At 68.0% G+C, this 16,326-nt stretch carries 19 protein-coding genes and 2 pseudogenes; 14 read left to right on the top strand and 7 right to left on the bottom strand.

All coding sequences use genetic code 11. The features are described 5' to 3' along the window. The first annotated feature begins 60 nt into the window (after nt 1-60). From ACYVKX_RS14960 to catC, 8 genes are all read left to right on the top strand, one after another. A complete protein-coding gene (locus ACYVKX_RS14960; RefSeq protein ID WP_460833859.1) occupies nt 61-1,554 on the top strand; it encodes a glutamine synthetase family protein in 1,494 nt (497 codons plus the stop codon). A 26-nt stretch (nt 1,555-1,580) separates the two neighbouring features. Next, nucleotides 1,581-1,901, top strand: coding sequence for a 2Fe-2S iron-sulfur cluster-binding protein (locus ACYVKX_RS14955; protein ID WP_171245436.1), 321 nt, complete (start codon nt 1,581-1,583; stop codon nt 1,899-1,901). Next, on the top strand, nt 1,898-3,157 hold the full coding sequence (locus ACYVKX_RS14950) for an NAD(P)/FAD-dependent oxidoreductase (RefSeq protein ID WP_460833855.1): 1,260 nt from the start codon (nt 1,898-1,900) through the stop codon (nt 3,155-3,157). The genes ACYVKX_RS14955 and ACYVKX_RS14950 overlap by 4 nt, the downstream gene beginning before the upstream one ends. After that, nucleotides 3,154-3,948, top strand: coding sequence for an alpha/beta fold hydrolase (locus ACYVKX_RS14945; RefSeq protein WP_460833852.1), 795 nt, complete (start codon nt 3,154-3,156; stop codon nt 3,946-3,948). The genes ACYVKX_RS14950 and ACYVKX_RS14945 overlap by 4 nt, the downstream gene beginning before the upstream one ends. 69 nt (nt 3,949-4,017) lie before the next feature. Then, a complete protein-coding gene (locus ACYVKX_RS14940; RefSeq protein WP_460833973.1) occupies nt 4,018-5,010 on the top strand; it encodes a LysR substrate-binding domain-containing protein in 993 nt (330 codons plus the stop codon). Next, the gene (locus ACYVKX_RS14935) at nt 5,007-6,110 is read left to right on the top strand and encodes a mandelate racemase/muconate lactonizing enzyme family protein (RefSeq protein ID WP_460833850.1); all 1,104 of its coding nucleotides are present in this window, start codon (nt 5,007-5,009) and stop codon (nt 6,108-6,110) included. The genes ACYVKX_RS14940 and ACYVKX_RS14935 overlap by 4 nt, the downstream gene beginning before the upstream one ends. A 72-nt stretch (nt 6,111-6,182) precedes the next feature. Further along, complete coding sequence (catA, locus tag ACYVKX_RS14930; RefSeq protein ID WP_460833848.1) at nt 6,183-7,034, top strand: catechol 1,2-dioxygenase; 852 nt, start codon at nt 6,183-6,185, stop codon at nt 7,032-7,034. Next, nucleotides 7,034-7,327, top strand: coding sequence for a muconolactone Delta-isomerase (catC, locus tag ACYVKX_RS14925; RefSeq protein ID WP_460833845.1), 294 nt, complete (start codon nt 7,034-7,036; stop codon nt 7,325-7,327). Before catA ends, catC begins: the two co-directional genes overlap by 1 nt. Before the next feature lie 629 nt (nt 7,328-7,956). On the opposite strand, the pseudogene ACYVKX_RS14920 reads toward catC, so the two are convergent. Beyond that, a pseudogene (locus tag ACYVKX_RS14920) lies at nt 7,957-8,100 on the bottom strand (IS256 family transposase); the annotation flags it as partial. Between the two features lie 253 nt (nt 8,101-8,353). Between ACYVKX_RS14920 and ACYVKX_RS14915 the strand changes: the two are divergent. Genes ACYVKX_RS14915 through ACYVKX_RS14905 form a run of 3 tightly spaced genes read left to right on the top strand, consistent with a single transcriptional unit; the run spans nt 8,354 to nt 9,384 of the window. Next, on the top strand, nt 8,354-8,479 hold the full coding sequence (locus ACYVKX_RS14915; RefSeq protein ID WP_460833842.1) for a hypothetical protein: 126 nt from the start codon (nt 8,354-8,356) through the stop codon (nt 8,477-8,479). Next, nucleotides 8,476-9,198 carry a Rieske 2Fe-2S domain-containing protein gene (locus ACYVKX_RS14910; protein ID WP_460833839.1) on the top strand — a complete coding sequence of 241 codons (723 nt, stop codon included), beginning with the start codon at nt 8,476-8,478 and terminating at the stop codon, nt 9,196-9,198. The genes ACYVKX_RS14915 and ACYVKX_RS14910 overlap by 4 nt, the downstream gene beginning before the upstream one ends. Before the next feature lie 6 nt (nt 9,199-9,204). Next, nucleotides 9,205-9,384 (top strand): hypothetical protein, encoded by a 180-nt coding sequence (locus tag ACYVKX_RS14905; RefSeq protein ID WP_460833837.1) that lies wholly within the window; start codon nt 9,205-9,207, stop codon nt 9,382-9,384. 14 nt (nt 9,385-9,398) lie between these two features. Here the strand turns inward: ACYVKX_RS14905 and ACYVKX_RS14900 are convergent, their stop codons facing one another. From ACYVKX_RS14900 to ACYVKX_RS14880, 5 genes are read right to left on the bottom strand one after another with little or no spacing between them, the layout of a single operon-like run. Beyond that, nucleotides 9,399-9,959: a nuclear transport factor 2 family protein gene (locus tag ACYVKX_RS14900; RefSeq protein WP_460833835.1), complete on the bottom strand. Its 561-nt coding sequence runs from the start codon at nt 9,957-9,959 to the stop codon at nt 9,399-9,401. Between the two features lies 1 nt (nt 9,960). After that, entirely contained in the window at nt 9,961-10,602 is a 642-nt protein-coding gene (locus tag ACYVKX_RS14895) for a CoA transferase subunit B (protein WP_460833833.1), read from the bottom strand. Beyond that, a complete protein-coding gene (locus tag ACYVKX_RS14890; protein WP_460833831.1) occupies nt 10,599-11,378 on the bottom strand; it encodes a CoA transferase subunit A in 780 nt (259 codons plus the stop codon). Before ACYVKX_RS14890 ends, ACYVKX_RS14895 begins: the two co-directional genes overlap by 4 nt. Further along, nucleotides 11,375-12,151: a 3-oxoadipate enol-lactonase gene (gene pcaD, locus ACYVKX_RS14885; protein WP_460833828.1), complete on the bottom strand. Its 777-nt coding sequence runs from the start codon at nt 12,149-12,151 to the stop codon at nt 11,375-11,377. Before pcaD ends, ACYVKX_RS14890 begins: the two co-directional genes overlap by 4 nt. Continuing rightward, on the bottom strand, nt 12,151-13,368 hold the full coding sequence (locus ACYVKX_RS14880) for an acetyl-CoA C-acetyltransferase (protein WP_460833825.1): 1,218 nt from the start codon (nt 13,366-13,368) through the stop codon (nt 12,151-12,153). The genes pcaD and ACYVKX_RS14880 overlap by 1 nt, the downstream gene beginning before the upstream one ends. Nucleotides 13,369-13,445: 77 nt before the next feature. Between ACYVKX_RS14880 and ACYVKX_RS14875 the strand changes: the two genes are divergently transcribed. The 3 genes from ACYVKX_RS14875 (at nt 13,446) to ACYVKX_RS14865 (ending at nt 15,400) form a co-directional block, all read left to right on the top strand. Next, nucleotides 13,446-14,339: a LysR substrate-binding domain-containing protein gene (locus ACYVKX_RS14875; RefSeq protein ID WP_460833823.1), complete on the top strand. Its 894-nt coding sequence runs from the start codon at nt 13,446-13,448 to the stop codon at nt 14,337-14,339. Nucleotides 14,340-14,363: 24 nt separating this feature from the next. Continuing rightward, entirely contained in the window at nt 14,364-14,648 is a 285-nt protein-coding gene (locus ACYVKX_RS14870; RefSeq protein ID WP_460833820.1) for an iron-containing alcohol dehydrogenase, read from the top strand. 248 nt (nt 14,649-14,896) lie between these two features. Beyond that, a complete protein-coding gene (locus ACYVKX_RS14865) occupies nt 14,897-15,400 on the top strand; it encodes a dehydroquinate synthase/iron-containing alcohol dehydrogenase family protein (protein ID WP_460833817.1) in 504 nt (167 codons plus the stop codon). Nucleotides 15,401-15,547: 147 nt separating this feature from the next. On the opposite strand, the pseudogene ACYVKX_RS14860 reads toward ACYVKX_RS14865, so the two are convergent. Further along, a pseudogene (locus tag ACYVKX_RS14860) lies at nt 15,548-15,693 on the bottom strand (transposase); the annotation flags it as partial. Nucleotides 15,694-16,326 lie beyond the last annotated feature (633 nt).

Genomic DNA, 16,326 nt, shown 5'->3' with positions numbered 1-16,326 from the left:
TTGAGTCGTCAACCCATCCAGTCGAAGTCAACCAGTCCGCAATCCATTCGGAGGCATTCCATGGCAACAACCGCAAAGTTCGTCGAGCAGTACGGTCTCTACTCCGCAGAGCAGCAGGCTGCCGCCCAGCAGTCGCTGGAGACCATCAAGCAGCACGGCATCGAGATCGTCCGCCTGGTGTGGCCCGACCAGCACGGGCTCCTGCGAGGCAAGGCGCTGACCGTGTCGGCCTATGCTGCAGCGCTCGAGGCCGGCAACGAGCTCACGATGGCCCCGTTCTTCTTCGACCCGGCGAACGCGATCGTGCTGAACCCCTTCAGCGCGGACGGCGGTTTCGCCATCGAGGGTCTGGGTGGGAGCCCGAACGTGAAGTCTGTTCCGGATCCGGGCACCTTCACGATTCTGCCCTGGGTGGACAACACCGCTCTCGTGTTCGCTGACCTCTACATGACCAACGGTCAGCCCTTCTCGCTCGCTCCCCGGACCATCCTCAGGGAGTCCCTGGCCGCCCTCGCCGCCACCGGCGCCAAGCTCATCGCCGGACTGGAGATGGAGTGGTACCTGACCCGGCTGGTCGACGACCGACTCGACGGCGGCTCCCTGGGCGCTCCCGGATCCCCGGCGGACCCGCCGCACGTGGCCCCTGTCGGTCGCGGCTACAACTACCTCCTCGTCGATCACCTCGACGAGATCGACGACGTCCTCAAGCCGATCCGCAAGGCCTTGCTCCAGATGGGACTGCCGCTGCGCTCCTTCGACGACGAGTGGGCCCCGAGCCAGGTCGAAACGACCTTCGACATCCTCGAGGGCCTCCAGGCTGCCGACTCCGCGGCCCTGTTCCGCACCACGGTCAAGCAGATCGCCAAGCGCAGCGGACACATCGCCTCCTTCATGTGTACCCCTGCGATCGCCGGCTTCTACGCCAACGGGTGGCACCTGCACACCTCGCTGGCCGACCTGAACAGCGGCGAGAACCTGATGGTCCCCACCGACAACTCCCCGCTGTCTGAACTCGGTCAGCACTACGTCGGCGGCAGCCTCCAGCACGGCATCGCCGCCTCCGTGTTCACCACGCCAACCATCAACGGCTACCGCCGCCGCCGCCCCTACTCCCTCGCGCCCGACCGGCTCACCTGGGGGAAGGACAACCGCGCGGCCATGATGCGGGTCATCAGTGCACCCAACGACACGGCCTCCCACGTCGAGAACCGGGTCGGTGACTCCGCTGCCAACCCCTATCTCTACATTGCCGCCCAGACCGTGTCGGGACTCGACGGGATCCTGAACAAGGTCGACCCGGGTCCGGTTAGCGAAGACCCGTACGCGGCCGACGTGCCCCAGCTGCCCACCAGCCTGGCCGACGCCGTGGACGCCCTCGAGGCCGACTCGTTCTTCCGCAAGACCTTCGGTGACGTCTTCATCGACTACATGGTCACCATGAAGCGCAGCGAGATCACCCGTTACAACGCCTGGGTCGAGGCAAACCCCGACCCCGACACCTACGTCAACGGCGTGACCGACTGGGAGCACCGCGAGTACTTCGAGCTTTTCTGAAGAACCCGCATCTCGAAGGAAACATCATGCCGACGATCATCTTCCACAGTCCCGACGGCACCACCCACAAGGTGGAGGCCCGGGTCGGTGCCTCAGCGATGGAGACCGCGATCAAGCTCGGTGTCCCTGGCATCGTCGCCGAATGCGGCGGCGCGCTGGCCTGCGCCACCTGCCACGTCTTCGTCGACCCTCAATGGATCGAGGCGACCGGTGTGGCCGAGGACTTTGAAGACGAGATGCTCGATGACGCCGAGACACCTCGCCAGGAGCGAAGCAGGCTGTCCTGCCAGCTCCGGATGACCGAGGAACTCGACGGCCTCGAACTCACGATTGCGCCCGAACAATGAGCGAGGCAGGCGGCGCGAGGTCGGACACCGACGTCCTGATCGTGGGGGCGGGGCAAGCCGGGCTCGGTGTGGCCACCGAACTGCGTGACCTGGCCTTCGGTGGCCACATCACGGTGATCGGAGACGAGCCCTACCTGCCCTACCAGCGGCCGCCGCTGTCCAAGGGCTTCCTGGAAGGAAAGGAGGACGAGGACAACCTCGCCCTGCGGGCACCGGCGTTCCTTGACGAGCACGACATCGAGGTCCTACAGGGCCGCCGTGTCGTGAGCATCGACCTCGCCGACAAGGGGGGGACCGCGACGCTCGATGACGCAACCACGGTGCAGTTCGAGAAGCTTGCGTTCGCCACCGGTGCCCGGGCACGTGAGTTGCCGGTGCCCGGCGCATCGTTGGCCGGGGTGTACACCCTGCGCACCATCGAGGATGCCAAGCAGGTCCGGTCCACGCTCGTCGACACAGCCCGGCTCGTGGTGGTGGGCGGCGGCTTCATCGGCCTTGAAGTCGCCGCCGCCTCGCGTCGACGTGGACTTGAGGTGACCGTCCTCGAGGCAACGCCACGTCTCCTGGGCCGGGTATGCGCGCCGCCCCTGTCCGACTACCTGATGAAGAGGCATGCCGCAGCCGGCATCGAGATCCGTCTCGACACGAGCGTCGTAGAACTTGTGGGCAACGTCGACGGGCAGGTCACCCACGTCCGGCTCGCCGATGGAGTCACCATTCCCGCCGACGTGGTGATCGTGGGTGTGGGTGCCCTACCCAATGTAGAACTCGCCGAGAAGGCGGGCCTGGAATGTGGCCGTGGGATCGTGGTGGACCAGGCGGGCCGAACCTCGATCGACGGCGTCGTCGCGGTGGGCGACTGCGCCGAACAACCCCACCCGAACCTCCCCGGCCAGCGCTTGACGATCGAGTCGGTGAACAACGCGTTGGAACAGTCCAAGCTGGCCGCGTACGTGCTCACCGGGTTGGAGACTCCACGCCGCGGGGTCGCGTGGTTCTGGTCCGACCAGGCCGACCTGAAGATCCAGATCGCCGGCATCTCCGACGGGTATGACGCCTACGTCGTGCGCGCGGAGTCCACCCGACTCACCGTTCTCTACTTCCAGCAGAACCGCCTCATCGCCGCTGACGTGGTCAACAACCCGCGGGACTTCATGGCCGTCAAGCGAGCACTGGGGGAGGGGCGCAGCATCGATCCTGAGCGGGCCGATGACCTCAGCTTCTCCCTGAAGGAACTCCTGCAGGGCCAGGCATGACCGTCCTTGACGTACCGGTTATCTCCACCGTCGAGCTGACCTCGAGCCGCGCAAGCCCGCTCCTGGTCGTCGGTCCCTCGCTGGGAACGTCGGTTCGAGAGCTGTGGGGGGAGGTGGCCGCTCTCTTGACCGACCAGTTCCACGTGCTCGGCTGGGAACTGCCCGGGCACGGCACGAACCGATCGGTATCGGAGCACCCCGTGTCGATGGCGTCCATCGCGCAAGGTGTGGTGGCCGCCGTCGACCGCTTCCTTGCGGTGAACGGCCTCGCTCACCCGCGGTTCGCCTACGCCGGAGACTCGGTGGGTGGCGCGGTGGGACTCCACCTGCTCCTGGAGCATCGGCCACGAATCTCCGGAGCAATCCTGACCTGTACCAGTGCCCGGATCGGGGATACGGCATCGCGGCGCCAACGCGCACACCTGGTCGCCGGCCAGGGCACCGAAGTGGTGGTCGAGGGTTCGCTGCAGCGCTGGTTCGGCCCGGGTTTCACCCAACGCCGGCCAGACATCACCGACACCTTCACGCGGCGCCTCCTCGAGGTCGACCCGGTCGGCTACGCCCAGGTCTGCGACGCCCTGGCTGGCTTCGACGTCACCGACCGCCTCGCCGAGATCGACGCGCCGGTCCTCGCCATCGCCGGAGACCAGGACCTCCCGACACCGGTCCCGCTGCTGCGCGAGATCGCCGAGGGCGTCCAGGACGGCCACCTCGCCGTCCTACCCGGCGTGGGGCACCTAGCTAGCGCCTGCCTGTTGAGGCCCCGGAGTCCGTCGCAAACCTCGTCATAGCCCATCTCGGCGCCTGATCCATTTATTCGATTCAACAATGATTCCACGAGTGATTGGTCTTTGTGTGTGATGGAAGAGAAGCCCTACCGTGAAGTGATACCCGTCACAACCCGTATGCGGACAAGAGACGAGAGCCCCGATATGGAACTGCGTCACCTTCGGTATTTCACCGCTGTCGCCGAGACCTGTCACTTCGGACAGGCTGCGGAGCGACTGCTCATCGCTCAGCCCGCGCTCTCACAGGCGATCCGGTCCCTGGAGTCCGAGCTCGGCGTGACGCTGTTGAACCGGACCACCCGTCACGTCGCGCTCACGCCTGCGGGCGAGTTCTTCCTCGAGGAGAGCCGGCGGATCTTGGCCGCTGTCGAGGACAGCATGCGGGGGGTGCGACGCCTAGCCGACGGCAAGCACGGTCTGGTCCGGCTGGGAACCGTCGGCACCGCGGCGATCTCTCACCTGCCTCATGTCGTCCGGACTCTTAGACGCGAACTGCCCAACATCGCAATCGACGTACGCGGCGACTTCCTCACCCCCGAGCTGTGCGAAGATTTGCGGACCGGAGCCATCGACATTGCACTGCTGCGCCCTCCGGTGGTGGGCGACGGCATCGCGACCCACATGATCGAGGAGGAGCCGCTGATACTGGCTCTTCCCGAGGACCACCGCCTCGTCGGCCACTCCGCCCCGCAACTCATCGACCTTCGCAACGAGGACTTCATCGGGTACGCCGGCCGGGACTCCGCGGTCAACCATGCGATCCTTCGCGCATGCCGGGCAGCCGGATTCGTCCCCGATCGCGCCCACGAGGCGCCGGGGACGGCTGTCCTGCTGTCCTTGGTTGCTGCCGGCATGGGCATTGCCCTCGTACCGGCCTCAGCACGAGCGTTCCCGCTCGCCGGCGTGCGGTTCCGTGACATCGCCGACGCCGGGACCATCGAGCTGGCGCTCGGGTGGCGCGCCGAGGAACCGCGCCCTGTCGTCAGCGCCGTCGTGGGTGTCCTCGCGGCTGATCACGAGCTTGCGCGCCTGTCCAGCTCGTTCATCGACGAGGTCAGCCTGTGAAGATCGTCAAGGTTGAGGCGATTCCGTTCGCCATCCCGTATGTCAAGCCGCTGCGATTCGCCAGCGGCGAGGTGCACACAGCCGAACACGTCTTGGTGAAGATCCACACCGATGACGGTGTGGTCGGTGTGGGCGAGGCGCCGCCGCGGCCCTTCACCTACGGTGAGACGCAGGCGGGCATCGTGGCCGTCATCGAGACCATCTTCGCGCCGCAGCTGATCGGACTCACGCTCCTTGACCGGGAACGGGCCCAGCAGCGCCTCCAGCGCACCGTTGGCAATCCTGCAGCGAAGTCCGCCATCGACATCGCCTTGTGGGACGCCCTCGGACGCACCCTCAATCAGCCGGTCACCGCACTGCTGGGCGGGTACACCGACCGCCTGCGCGTCTCACACATGCTCGGATTCGAAGAGCCAGCGAAGATGGTCGCCGAAGCCGAGCGGATGATCGAGACCCATGGGATCCGGACCTTCAAGGTCAAGGTCGGGCGGCAGCCCTACACCCTCGACACGGCCGTCGTCCGGACACTTCGCGAGCGCTTCGGCAACGAGATCGAACTCTACGTCGACGGCAACCGCGGCTGGAGCGCAACGGAGGCGCTCCAGGCGATGCGGGAGATGTCCGACCTCGGCCTGAGCTTCGCCGAGGAACTGTGCCCAGCTGATGACGTTCTCGGTCGGCGATGGTTGGTCGACCACCTCGACATCTCTTTCGTCGCCGACGAATCGGTTACCACCCCGGCCGAGGTCACCCGCGAGATCCTTGGCGGCTCCGCCACAGCCCTGAGCATCAAGTGCGCAAGGACTGGGTTCACCCAGAGCCAACGAGTTCACCACCTCGCCGAAGGACTCGGCCTCGAAGTCATCATGGGCAACCAGATCGACGGACAGCTCGGCACCATGTGCACCGCCGCCTTCGGGGCGGCCTTCAGCCTGACCTCGCGCCGCGCAGCAGAGCTGTCGAACTTCCTCGACATGAGCGACGACCTCCTCACCGACCCCCTTGAGATTCACGACGGTGAGCTCGTCGTCCGGCAGGGCGCCGGACTCTCGGTGGAGATCGACGAATCGAAACTCACCCACTACCGCCTCGACAAATAGCCGAGAACGGCCGGGCACCAGACTCCCTCCGGAACATCCGGAGGTCGCACCAACAGGAATGGAAGGAAGAACATGACCACAGTCGAGTCAGCCACCGCGTCGGCCTCCGGCGCAGCTGCAACCGATCGGTTCCAGGCGGACAAGTCCCCGTTCGCCGCAGTCAAGGACGTCCCCAAGGACCGAGTCGACACCCTGGCTCGCGAGGTCCTCAGCGCCGTCCACGCCACTATCCGCAAGCACCAGGTCACCTACGACGAGTACAACGCACTCAAGGCGTGGCTGATCCAGGTCGGTGCCGACGGCGAGTGGCCGTTGTTCCTCGATGTCTTCGTCGAGCACGCAGTCGAGGAGGTGGCCACCGCTCACCGCAAGGGCAACAAGGGCACCATCGAAGGCCCCTACTACGTCCCGGGCGCGCCCGAGCGCGGCGCAGAAGGATCCACCCTCGAGCGGGAAGAGTCCGGCACGCCACTGGTCTGGGAAGGCGTCATCAGGTCCACCGACGGCACCCCCCTGGCCGGCGGCAAGGTCGACGTCTGGCAGGACGACAACGGGGGCTTCTACTCCCAGTTCTCCGAGGGCCAGCCGGAGTGGAACCTCCGCGGCGTCTTCACCGTGGGGGACGATGGGAAGTTCCGCATCCACACCATCAAGCCCCAGCCGTACCAGATCCCACACGACGGCGCGACCGGTGCCCTGATCGAGGCCGCGGGCTGGCACGCCTGGCGGCCGGCTCACATCCACGTCAAGGTCTCGGCCCCTGGCCACGAGCTGCTCACCGCCCAGCTCTACTTCCCCGGCGATGACCACAACAACGACGACATCGCCCAGGCGGTCAAGCCCGAACTCATGCTCGACCCCCAAGAGCAGCCCGACGGCAGCATTCTGATCCAGTACGACATCACGCTGGATCCCGCCAGCTGATGCTCTATCACGTCCGCATGGACGTCCACCTGCCTCACGATCTTCCCGGTGACACCCGGGATCAGATCGTGAGGCAGGAGAGGGACTACGCCCAGCAGCTGCAGCGCGAAGGCAAGTGGATCCACCTGTGGCGCGTCGTCGGCGAGTACTCGAACTACTCGGTGTTCGACGTCGATTCGAACGACGAGCTCCACGCCATCCTCTCCAACCTCCCGCTGTTCACCTACATGGAGGTGCACGTGACCCCGTTGGCCGTGCACCCCTCAGACATCCACCAAAGCGCCTCCACCTGACCACACGGTGTCCCCCGACGTCACCGTGTTGCCCTTGGCTCGCTCGCCACCGTGGACCGGGTAGGCAGCGTCAACAGGGTCTGGAGTAGGACGTGCTGGAATGGAGTGTGCTGCCGGCGCGCCTGCGTGAGGGGAGTATCCCGGTTCAGCCGTAGATGACGAGCACTCCGAGTGGCGGTGACGACCGCTGTCCGCAAGATCGCTGCGGGGAAACCCCCAACGAAGCGACGCGCTGCCTCAAAGGCTGTCCGACATCGTCTACCGCACCATGCTCAACGAGCTCGTCGCAAACACAACGCAGGGCCGGGCGGACAACCGGGGCGCGACTCTTCGGGGCGTCGTTGCCTGGCCGGATTCCGGGCCGGTGCCGACCAGGCCCCTGACCGGCTTCCCAGCCCTGGCTCGTGCTTGCCAGCGGCGCCAGTTCCGTTCCGGAACGCCAAACTCCTCGCATCACGAGTGAGGTCTGCATCCCAAACGCGATCCGGATCAGCTCGAGGTCCTCGTAGGGCCCAACCTGCCCTCCGCCGACTTCTCCACACCCGGGCCTCCAGATGGGCCTCACCTAGCGCCTGGGTCAGGTCCTCGATCTAAGCCTCGAGCTGCTGCTCCCGCGTCGACGGACCAGACCGGCCGGCGCCGATCACGCCCGCTGCTTCGAACTCGACGAGCTCTTGGAGCACGGTGCGGACCGACTCGCGGATCATGTCGACGCCATCGCCGGTGCGAAACGCCTCGAGCAGCTCGGACAGGGCAGACTGGGACAAGGCCATCGGTGGGTCTTCTTCAGTGCGTGACTTGGTCGTTTCACACCGAAGATCCCGCCGATGGCCGCCTACTTCACGCAGCCCCGCCGTTGGACCTCAAACCCCACCACTCCACGGGACTCTCCTTGATTGAGAGGTGCTGACGATCAATAGGTGCCGAGTTCGGCTCGTGTGACGGCCGCCTCTCGTCGTGTGACGGTGGCCCGAACAACCCGCAACGCCGCATCACCTGAACCCCGCCCGATCGCTGGAGGAACCCATGACTGAGACGCTCTCTCACGTGGAGTCGGTGCTCGCCGACGCCGTGGTCGACGACCGCGAAGCCGGCGTCTACCGCGCCAACCGCCGGATCTTCACCGACGAGAGGTCTTCGAGCTCGAGATGAAGCACATCTTCGAGGGCAACTGGATCTACCTCGCCCACGAGAGCCAGGTGCCCAACCCCGGCGACTACTTCACGACCTATATGGGCCGCCAGCCCGTCGTCATCACACGCAGCCAGGACGGCGAGCTCAATCTGCTGATCAACGCCTGCGCCCACCGCGGCGCGATGATCTGCCGCAAGAAGACCGACAACCGGACCACCCTCACCTGCCCGTTCCACGGCTGGACGTTCCGCAACGGCAGCCTGCTGAAGGTGAAGGATCCGGACGGGGCGGGCTACCCCGACACGTTCAACGTCAACGGTTCGCACAACATGACCAAGGTGCCGCGCTTCGAAAACTACCGGGGCTTCCTCTTCGGCAGCATCAACGACGACGTCTCGACGTTCGCCGAGCACCTGGGCGACAGCACGAAGGTCATCGACATGCTCGTCGACCAGTCGCCCGAGGGCCTCGAGGTGCTGCGCGGCTCATCGACGTACACCTACGACGGCAACTGGAAAGTCCAGGCCGAGAACGGCGCCGACGGCTACCACGTCACGGCCACGCACTGGAACTACGCGGCCACCACCTCGCGACGCAACACCGGCGACTCCGCCAACACCACCAAGACTCTCGACGCCGGCACCTGGGGCAAGTCCGGTGGCGGCTACTGGTCCTACCCGAACGGCCACCTGTGCCTGTGGACCTGGGCCGGCAACCCGGAGGACCGACCGCTCTAGGACCAGATGGAGACCCTCAAGGAGAAGTTCGGGGAGGCCAAGGGCGAGTTCATGGTCAAGGGCTCCCGCAACCTGTGCGTATACCCGAACGTGTATCTGATGGATCAGTTCTCGACCCAGATCCGGCACTTCCGGCCGATCTCGCCGGACCAGACCGAGGTCACGATCTACTGCATCGCCCCCTAGGGGGGAGCCCCGAGTCACGCTCGTGGCGGATCCGGCCGGGCGGATCCGCCTGAGTGGGCGGCGATCCGCTCGAGGGTGCGCTCGTCGGCCGCGGCGCGGGCGGGTGCCCAGCCGTAGCGGCCGGGGGCCCAGTCCTCGTCGCCGGGCACCCAGTAGAAGAACGTCACGCGACGCTCGGCGAAGCGCCAGCGGCCGTCGTCACAGCGGACCAGTTGGTCCTGGTAGCGACCGGCGGCGATGTGGGCGCGACCGTCGACGACGCACGGCTGGTCGAGCCACGTCGCTCCGGTCGCAGCGTGGGCGGGTGAGCCCACGAGGTCGATGGTCTCGTTGGACGAGAAGTGCCACCAGGCGGACAACGGTCCGTCCTGGAGGTCGGCGAAGAACGTGCGCAGCTCGTCGTGGCCGCGCGCGGTGGAGAGCCCGACGAACGCGCCGTCGGGGGTGAAGAGATCGACGAGGTCGTCCCAGCGGCCGTCGTCGAGCGCCTGGCAGTAGTGCGCCCGGAGCTGTCCGATGGCGTGCAGGTCCTCGAGCCGGCGCACGCGTGCGGCGAGGTCGAGGGTGTCACTCATGTCAGACCCCGACCGGGACCCGGACGGGAGCGCCGGTCTTCTCGGTGATCTCCTCGACGGTGACGCCCGGTGCGAGCTCGACGAGATCGAAGGCATCGTCGGCGACGTCGAGGACGCCGAGGTCGGTGATGGTGCGGGCCACGACGCGGCGGCCGGTGAGCGGCAGGGTGCACTCGGCCACGAGCTTGTGGGCGCCGCTCTTGGAGACGTGCTCCATCAGCACGATCACCCGACGTGCGCCGCTGACCAGGTCCATCGCGCCACCCATGCCCTTGACCATCGAGCCGGGCACCATCCAGTTGGCAAGGTCACCGTTGACTGCGACCTGCATCCCTCCGAGGACCGCCGTGTCGATGTGGCCACCGCGGATCATCGCGAAGCTAAGCGAGGAGTCGAAGTAGGACGAGCCGGGCAGCACGGTGACGGTCTGCTTGCCGGCGTTGATCAGGTCGGGGTCGACCTCGTCGTCGTAGGGGAATGGGCCGACGCCGAGGATGCCGTTCTCGGCGTGCAGCGTCACGGTCGAGTCTGCAGCCAGGAAACCCGGGATCAGGGTCGGCAGGCCGATGCCGAGGTTGACGTATTCGCCGTCGTGCAGCTCGAGCGCCGCACGTGCGGCCATCTGGTCACGGTTCCAGCTCATGCGTTCGTCTCCTCACGGAGGCGCGTGGTGCGCTTCTCGATGTCCTTGTTGTGGGCCTGCTCGGGCGTCAGCTCGACGATGCGCTGGACGAAGACGCCGGGCAGGTGGACCTCGTCCGGCCCGATCTCGCCGACCTCGACGACCTCTTCGGCCTCGACGATCGTCATGCGGCCGGCCATGGCGGCGGGGATGTTGAAGTTGCGGGCCGAGGCGTAGAAGACGCAGTTGCCGGCCCGGTCGACCTTGGCGGCACGCACCAGCGCGACGTCGGTGACGATCGACTCCTCGAGCACCATCTCGGTGCCGTGGAGGGTGCGGACCTCCTTGGGCTCCGACGCGAGCGCGACGGTGCCGTCGGGGTGGTAGCGCCAGGGCAGGCCGCCCTCGGCGACCATCGTGCCGACTCCGGTCGGCGTGAAGAACGCACCGATCCCGGCGCCCCCGGCGCGCATCCGCTCGGCGAGCGTCCCCTGGGGCGTGAGCTCGACGGTCAGCTCGCCGGCGAGGTACTGCCGGGCGAACTCCTTGTTCTCCCCGACGTAGGACGCGATCACGCGGTTGATCCGCCGCGACTCGAGGAGCAGGCCGAGGCCTGCGCCGTCGACGCCGCAGTTGTTGGAAACGACGGTTAGGTCGTCGGCGCCCTGGTCGAGCAACGCTCCGATCAGGATCCACGGGATGCCGACGAGACCGAAGCCGCCGACTGCCAGGCTCGATCCGGCCTTGATGTCGGCCACGGCCTCCGCGGCACTCGGGACGACCTTGTCGAGACTCATGAGGATGCTCCGGTCAGGTGGGCGATGATCGCCGGGGTGACGGCCGCGGGCTGCTGCGCGTTGGCGAGATGGGCAGATTCCGGTACGACGAGGAGTCGTCCGTCCTGCACGTTGTCCGCGATCTCGGCGAGGTTCGCCGGCGGGGTGGCCGGGTCGTCCCCGCCGGCGATCGCGAGCGTCGGCGCCGAGATGGCCGGCAGGTCGGTGCGCAGGTCCATCTCCGCGATCACCTCGCAACACGAGGCATAGCCCTCGGCCGGAGTCGCGGCGACCGTGGCCTCGCAGCTCGCCTTGATCTCGGGATTGGCCTCGAGGTAGCCGGGCGTGAACCAGCGGGCGACCACGGCCTCCGCCACGGACTCGGACCCGTTGGCGCGGACGGTGGCGGCGCGGTCGTGCCAGGCGCTCGACGGGGTCAGGTGCGCTCCGGTGCAAAGCACGACCAGCCGGTTGACGCGCTCGGGGTTGCGGGCAGCCAGCCGCATGCCGGTCATGCCGCCGAGCGAAAGGCCGACGAAGTGCGCCTTCTCGACACCCAGGGTCTCGAGCAGCATGACCACGTCATCGGCGAGGTCGTCGATGTCGTAGGGACCGGCGGGCACGGGCGAGCCGCCGTGGCCGCGGGTGTCGTAGCGCACGACCCGGAAGTGCTCGGCGAGCGCATCGGCCTGGGCGTCCCACATCGTGTGCGTCGAGCCGAGCGAGTTCGACAGCACCACGACGGGTGCGTCCGACGGGCCGGCGACGATGTGGTGGACGGCGACGCCGGACATCAGGCGACCCGCTCGAAGATCGCGGCGAGGCCCTGGCCGCCGCCGATGCACATGGTCTCCAGGCCGTAGCGTGCCTCGCGGCGCTGCATCTCGTGGGCCAGTGTGGCCAGGATGCGGGCGCCGGTGGCGCCGACGGGGTGGCCGAGCGAGATGCCGGAGCCGTTGGGGTTGAGGCGGTCGTCGCCTGAGTCGACCTTCCACTCGCGCAGGCAGGCGAGCACCTGGGCGGCGAAGGCCTCGTTGAGCTCGATCACGTCGATCTCGTCGAGCGTCAGGCCGGCGCGGGCCAGGGCAGCGGCGGTCGAGGGGACCGGGCCGATGCCCATCACCTCGGGGCCGACGCCGGCGACGGCCCAGGACTTGAGGGCCAGCAGGGGGCGCAGGCCGCGACGCTCGGCCTCCTGACGCGTGGTGACGACGCACATGGCGGCGCCGTCGTTCTGGCCGCTGGCGTTGCCGGCGGTGACGGTCGACTCGTCGTCGATCTTCTGGCGGACCGGCCGCAGGGCGGCGAGTTGCTGGAGGGTGGTCTCGGGGCGGGGGTGCTCGTCGCGGTCGACGACGACGTCGGGTTTGCCGCGCTGCCCGGGGATCGTGACCGGCACCAGTTCGTCGGCGAACTTGCCTGCCTCGTGCGCAGCGCCCGCGCGCTGCTGGGAGCGTACGGCGAACTCGTCCTGCTCCTCGCGGGAGATGACGAACTCACGGCGCAGGTTCTCGGCGGTCTCCAGCATGCCTCCGGGGACGGGGTGGTCCTTCCCGCCAGCGGTCTCGCGGGCCCGGACGAGACGGTCCATCAGCTCGACACCCCCGCTGCGGATCCCCGTGCGCAGGCCGAGGGCGTAGTGCTCGACGTTGGACATCGACTCGACGCCGCCGGCCACGATGACGCTGCCCGCTCCGCTGGCGATCTGCGAGGCGGCGTACAAGACGGCCTGGAGGCCCGAGCCGCAGCGGCGGTCGATCTGGAGACCGGGGACGCCGGGGCCGAGACCGGCGTCGAGGGCGGCGATGCGGCCGATCGCGGGGTTCTCGCCGCTGGGGTAGCAGTTGCCGAGGATGACGTCGTCGACGTCGCCGCCCTCGCCGAGGCCGGTGCGGCTGACCAGCTCTCTCAGCGTGTGCGACGCGAGGTCGACCGCGGAGAGCGACGCGAACGCGCCGCCATAGCGGCCCACGGGGGTACGGATCGGCTCACAGATGACGATGTCGGGCATGCAACGACGCTAAGCGGTGTGACCGATATTAGGAAGTATCCATTTCGCTGCGATCAATATCGTGAGAGTCTGGATCGATGGAGCTCCGTCACCTCCGCTATTTCCAGGCTGTCGCTGAGGAGAAGCACTTCGGCCGTGCCGCCCACAAGTTGCACATGGCGCAGCCACCGTTGTCCCAGCAGATCAAGCAGCTCGAGGACGAGCTGGGCGTCACACTCCTGCAGCGGACCACCCGCCGCGTCGACCTGACGCCTGCGGGGGAGGTCTACCTCGTGCGCGTCCGCGCGATCCTCCAGGCGGTCGATGCCGCGGGCGACGAGGCGGTGCGGATCGGCAGCGGACTGGAGGGACGGCTGGTGATCGGCTGTGTGGGGTCGGCGACCTACTCCCTGCTTCCTGCCCTCGCCCGCGCGCTGCGAGAGCGGATGCCCGGAGTCGACTTTGCGTTCCGCGGCGAGATGCTCAGCCCCGACCAGCTCGACGCCCTACGCGACGGGTCCATCGACTTGGCCCTGTTGCGGCCGTTTCGTGAGCTCTCCGAGGATTCCGACATCACGATGAGTCCGTTGCGAGAGGAGAAGTACGTCGTCGCGCTGCCCGAGGGACACCGCCTTGCAGGCCGCAGCAAGGTGCGCGTGGCCGACCTACGCGGCGAGGACCTCATCGTCCACACCGGGCACGGGCGCTCCGCGATGTACGACGCCGTGTCGGCGCTGTGCCGCGACGCGGGCTTCGAGCCGGCGATCCGACACGAGGTCGCCGAGACCTCGACGCTCGTCACCTTCGTGGCCGCCGCCCTCGGAGTGGCGATCGTGCCCGAGCCGGTCGCCCAGCTGGTCGTCGCCGGCACCGTCTACCGACCGCTCGCGAGCCGTGCGCGGATGGAGCTGGTCGCGGCCGCCCGGGCCGACGACGACTCAGCACTGCTGGCGCGCACCCTGCACGTCCTCCAAGGCCAGGTCACGACCTGATCGGCGAGGTGAGAGAGTCGCGCCATGGTGACGATCCACGAGAGTGTGGCGACCAGGGTCGCGATCGGTCCGGGTGCGCTGGCCGGCGTCGGAGACGAGGTGGAGCGCCTCGGTGGGCGGCGCGTGCTGGTCATCGCGACCCGGTCGGCGAGCACGGCCGCCGACACCGTGGTCGCGGCGCTCGGTGATCGGGTTGCCCTGCGCTTCGACCGGCCGGTGGTGCACACGCCCGTCGTGGTGACCGACCAGCTCATGGCCGAGATGGGCGCGGACCCGATCGACGTGGTCGTCGCCATCGGCGGCGGGTAGGCCGTCGGCCTCTCGAAGGCGGTCTCGGCCCGGACGGGCATGCCCCAGGTCGCCGTACCGACGACGTCTGCCGGCTCCGAGGTGACACCGGTGCTGGGCGAGACCCGGGACGGGGTGAAGGAGACCCGCCGGGACGTCGCACTCGTGCCGGGGACCGTGGTCTACGACCCCGAGCTCGCGCTGTCGTTGCCGTCCGGCCTCACCCTCACGAGCTCGCTCAACGCGGTCGCGCACGCCGTTGAGGCGTTGTGGGCGCCGGATGCGACCGCGATGAGCGACGCGCTGGCCAGCGAGTCGGTCGCGCGAATACTGGGGCCCTGCCCGACGTGCTCGCCGACCTCGCGGACGTCGAAACACGGGGGCGGCTGCAGACCGGGGCCCGGCTCGCCGGGCTCTGTCTCGCCCAGACCCGGATGGGCCTCCACCACCAGCTGGCTCATGCCCTCGGCGGCACCTTCGACCTCCCGCACACCGAGCTCCACTCGCTGCTGCTCGCGCACGTGATGCGTTTCAACCTCCCGCGCGCGCCGGGGGTGGCCGACCGCCTCGAGCGTGTCCTCGGTGACGACCCGACCGCAGTGGTCGAAGCCCTGGCCCGGAGCCACGACGGTCCCACCACTCTTCGTGACCTCGGAGTCCCGCGCGACGGGCTCGCCGCCGTCGCGGACCGGGTCGTCGCGTCGCCGTACCCCAATCCACGGCCGGTCGAACGAGGACCGCTGCTCGACCTCCTGGAGACAGCCAGGGGCTGATATCGGATCCCGGTCAGAAGAAGCCGTCGCAGGCCTCGATCCGCGGTCGACGCGAGCGATCGGGCAGCAGCGCGATGTCGCGGCCGATGTCGGCGGCCACCTCCAGCAGCACCGGCACCACCGTCGCCACGACCTGCTCGACGCCGCGATCTGGCCCCAGTACTTCTTCGAGGCGTACCGGAAGGTGTTGCGGATCAGGTGGATGATGACGTCTGCACGACCGCCTGCGGGAACACCGCACCAACCGAGTCCGGCAGCCCCTTCAGCCCGTCGCAGACGATGAAGAACACGTCGGTCGCTCTGCTCATCATGGACGCGGACGTTGGCGATCCCGTGGTAGCGCTGATGGCGGGCGTCGCCGGCGCTGAAGATCCTGCTGTAGTGCCGTCGGTCCACGACCAGACCCTGCCCGGCCCCGGCGTCGGTCGCGGCAGCGAGCAGTGCGGCGAGGTGGTCGCGTCGCTGCTCGGCCGCGGCGACCAGGACTGGCAGCAACGGTTGCAGGGTCCGGGTTCTGTTGCCCGTGCGTTCCTTCGCGCGTCGGTTTGCCTGGGCTCTGGCGCGCCCGTCACGGCCGATCGGGCACGGTGCTGCCCACCGGGCCCACTGTTCGGGTTCGTGGGCCGCCCAGCCCTGGATGTCGAGGTAGAGGGCACGAACGTTGGTAACGATCCCAGGGGCGCCCAGTCGTGGCTTCCCGTCGCGACGGACATCGACCGCGGCCCGCCATGCCTGGTAGGTCTCCTCGGAAAGGGCGAGGTCGGCTTGGGTGGGATTGATCGTCTCGATCTCGCGCCAGAAGATGTCGCACAGGTCCCGGGCAAGCCCCCGCAGGGTCGAGTAGTCCAGGTCGTGGCTGCGGCGCGTCAGATAGCGAGTGAGCATCTCGGCCACGTCCTGGTCGGCCAGGCCGTAGGAGTCGACAA

Source organism: Nocardioides hungaricus (genome assembly GCF_054782915.1).
Note: the sequence above shows the minus strand (reverse complement) of the source record. Positions and strands in the feature narration are given on the sequence as shown.

What these genes read in the sequence shown, in the direction of transcription:
- ACYVKX_RS14960 (WP_460833859.1), top strand. Translation starts at nt 61, where the DNA reads ATGGCAACAACCGCAAAGTTCGTCGAGCAGTACGGTCTCTACTCCGCA.
- ACYVKX_RS14955 (WP_171245436.1), top strand. Translation starts at nt 1,581, where the DNA reads ATGCCGACGATCATCTTCCACAGTCCCGACGGCACCACCCACAAGGTG.
- ACYVKX_RS14950 (WP_460833855.1), top strand. Translation starts at nt 1,898, where the DNA reads ATGAGCGAGGCAGGCGGCGCGAGGTCGGACACCGACGTCCTGATCGTG.
- ACYVKX_RS14945 (WP_460833852.1), top strand. Translation starts at nt 3,154, where the DNA reads ATGACCGTCCTTGACGTACCGGTTATCTCCACCGTCGAGCTGACCTCG.
- ACYVKX_RS14940 (WP_460833973.1), top strand. Translation starts at nt 4,018, where the DNA reads ATGGAAGAGAAGCCCTACCGTGAAGTGATACCCGTCACAACCCGTATG.
- catA (WP_460833848.1), top strand. Translation starts at nt 6,183, where the DNA reads ATGACCACAGTCGAGTCAGCCACCGCGTCGGCCTCCGGCGCAGCTGCA.
- catC (WP_460833845.1), top strand. Translation starts at nt 7,034, where the DNA reads ATGCTCTATCACGTCCGCATGGACGTCCACCTGCCTCACGATCTTCCC.
- ACYVKX_RS14915 (WP_460833842.1), top strand. Translation starts at nt 8,354, where the DNA reads ATGACTGAGACGCTCTCTCACGTGGAGTCGGTGCTCGCCGACGCCGTG.
- ACYVKX_RS14910 (WP_460833839.1), top strand. Translation starts at nt 8,476, where the DNA reads ATGAAGCACATCTTCGAGGGCAACTGGATCTACCTCGCCCACGAGAGC.
- ACYVKX_RS14905 (WP_460833837.1), top strand. Translation starts at nt 9,205, where the DNA reads ATGGAGACCCTCAAGGAGAAGTTCGGGGAGGCCAAGGGCGAGTTCATG.
- ACYVKX_RS14900 (WP_460833835.1), bottom strand. Translation starts at nt 9,959, where the DNA reads ATGAGTGACACCCTCGACCTCGCCGCACGCGTGCGCCGGCTCGAGGAC.
- ACYVKX_RS14895 (WP_460833833.1), bottom strand. Translation starts at nt 10,602, where the DNA reads ATGAGCTGGAACCGTGACCAGATGGCCGCACGTGCGGCGCTCGAGCTG.
- ACYVKX_RS14890 (WP_460833831.1), bottom strand. Translation starts at nt 11,378, where the DNA reads ATGAGTCTCGACAAGGTCGTCCCGAGTGCCGCGGAGGCCGTGGCCGAC.
- pcaD (WP_460833828.1), bottom strand. Translation starts at nt 12,151, where the DNA reads ATGTCCGGCGTCGCCGTCCACCACATCGTCGCCGGCCCGTCGGACGCA.
- ACYVKX_RS14880 (WP_460833825.1), bottom strand. Translation starts at nt 13,368, where the DNA reads ATGCCCGACATCGTCATCTGTGAGCCGATCCGTACCCCCGTGGGCCGC.
- ACYVKX_RS14875 (WP_460833823.1), top strand. Translation starts at nt 13,446, where the DNA reads ATGGAGCTCCGTCACCTCCGCTATTTCCAGGCTGTCGCTGAGGAGAAG.
- ACYVKX_RS14870 (WP_460833820.1), top strand. Translation starts at nt 14,364, where the DNA reads ATGGTGACGATCCACGAGAGTGTGGCGACCAGGGTCGCGATCGGTCCG.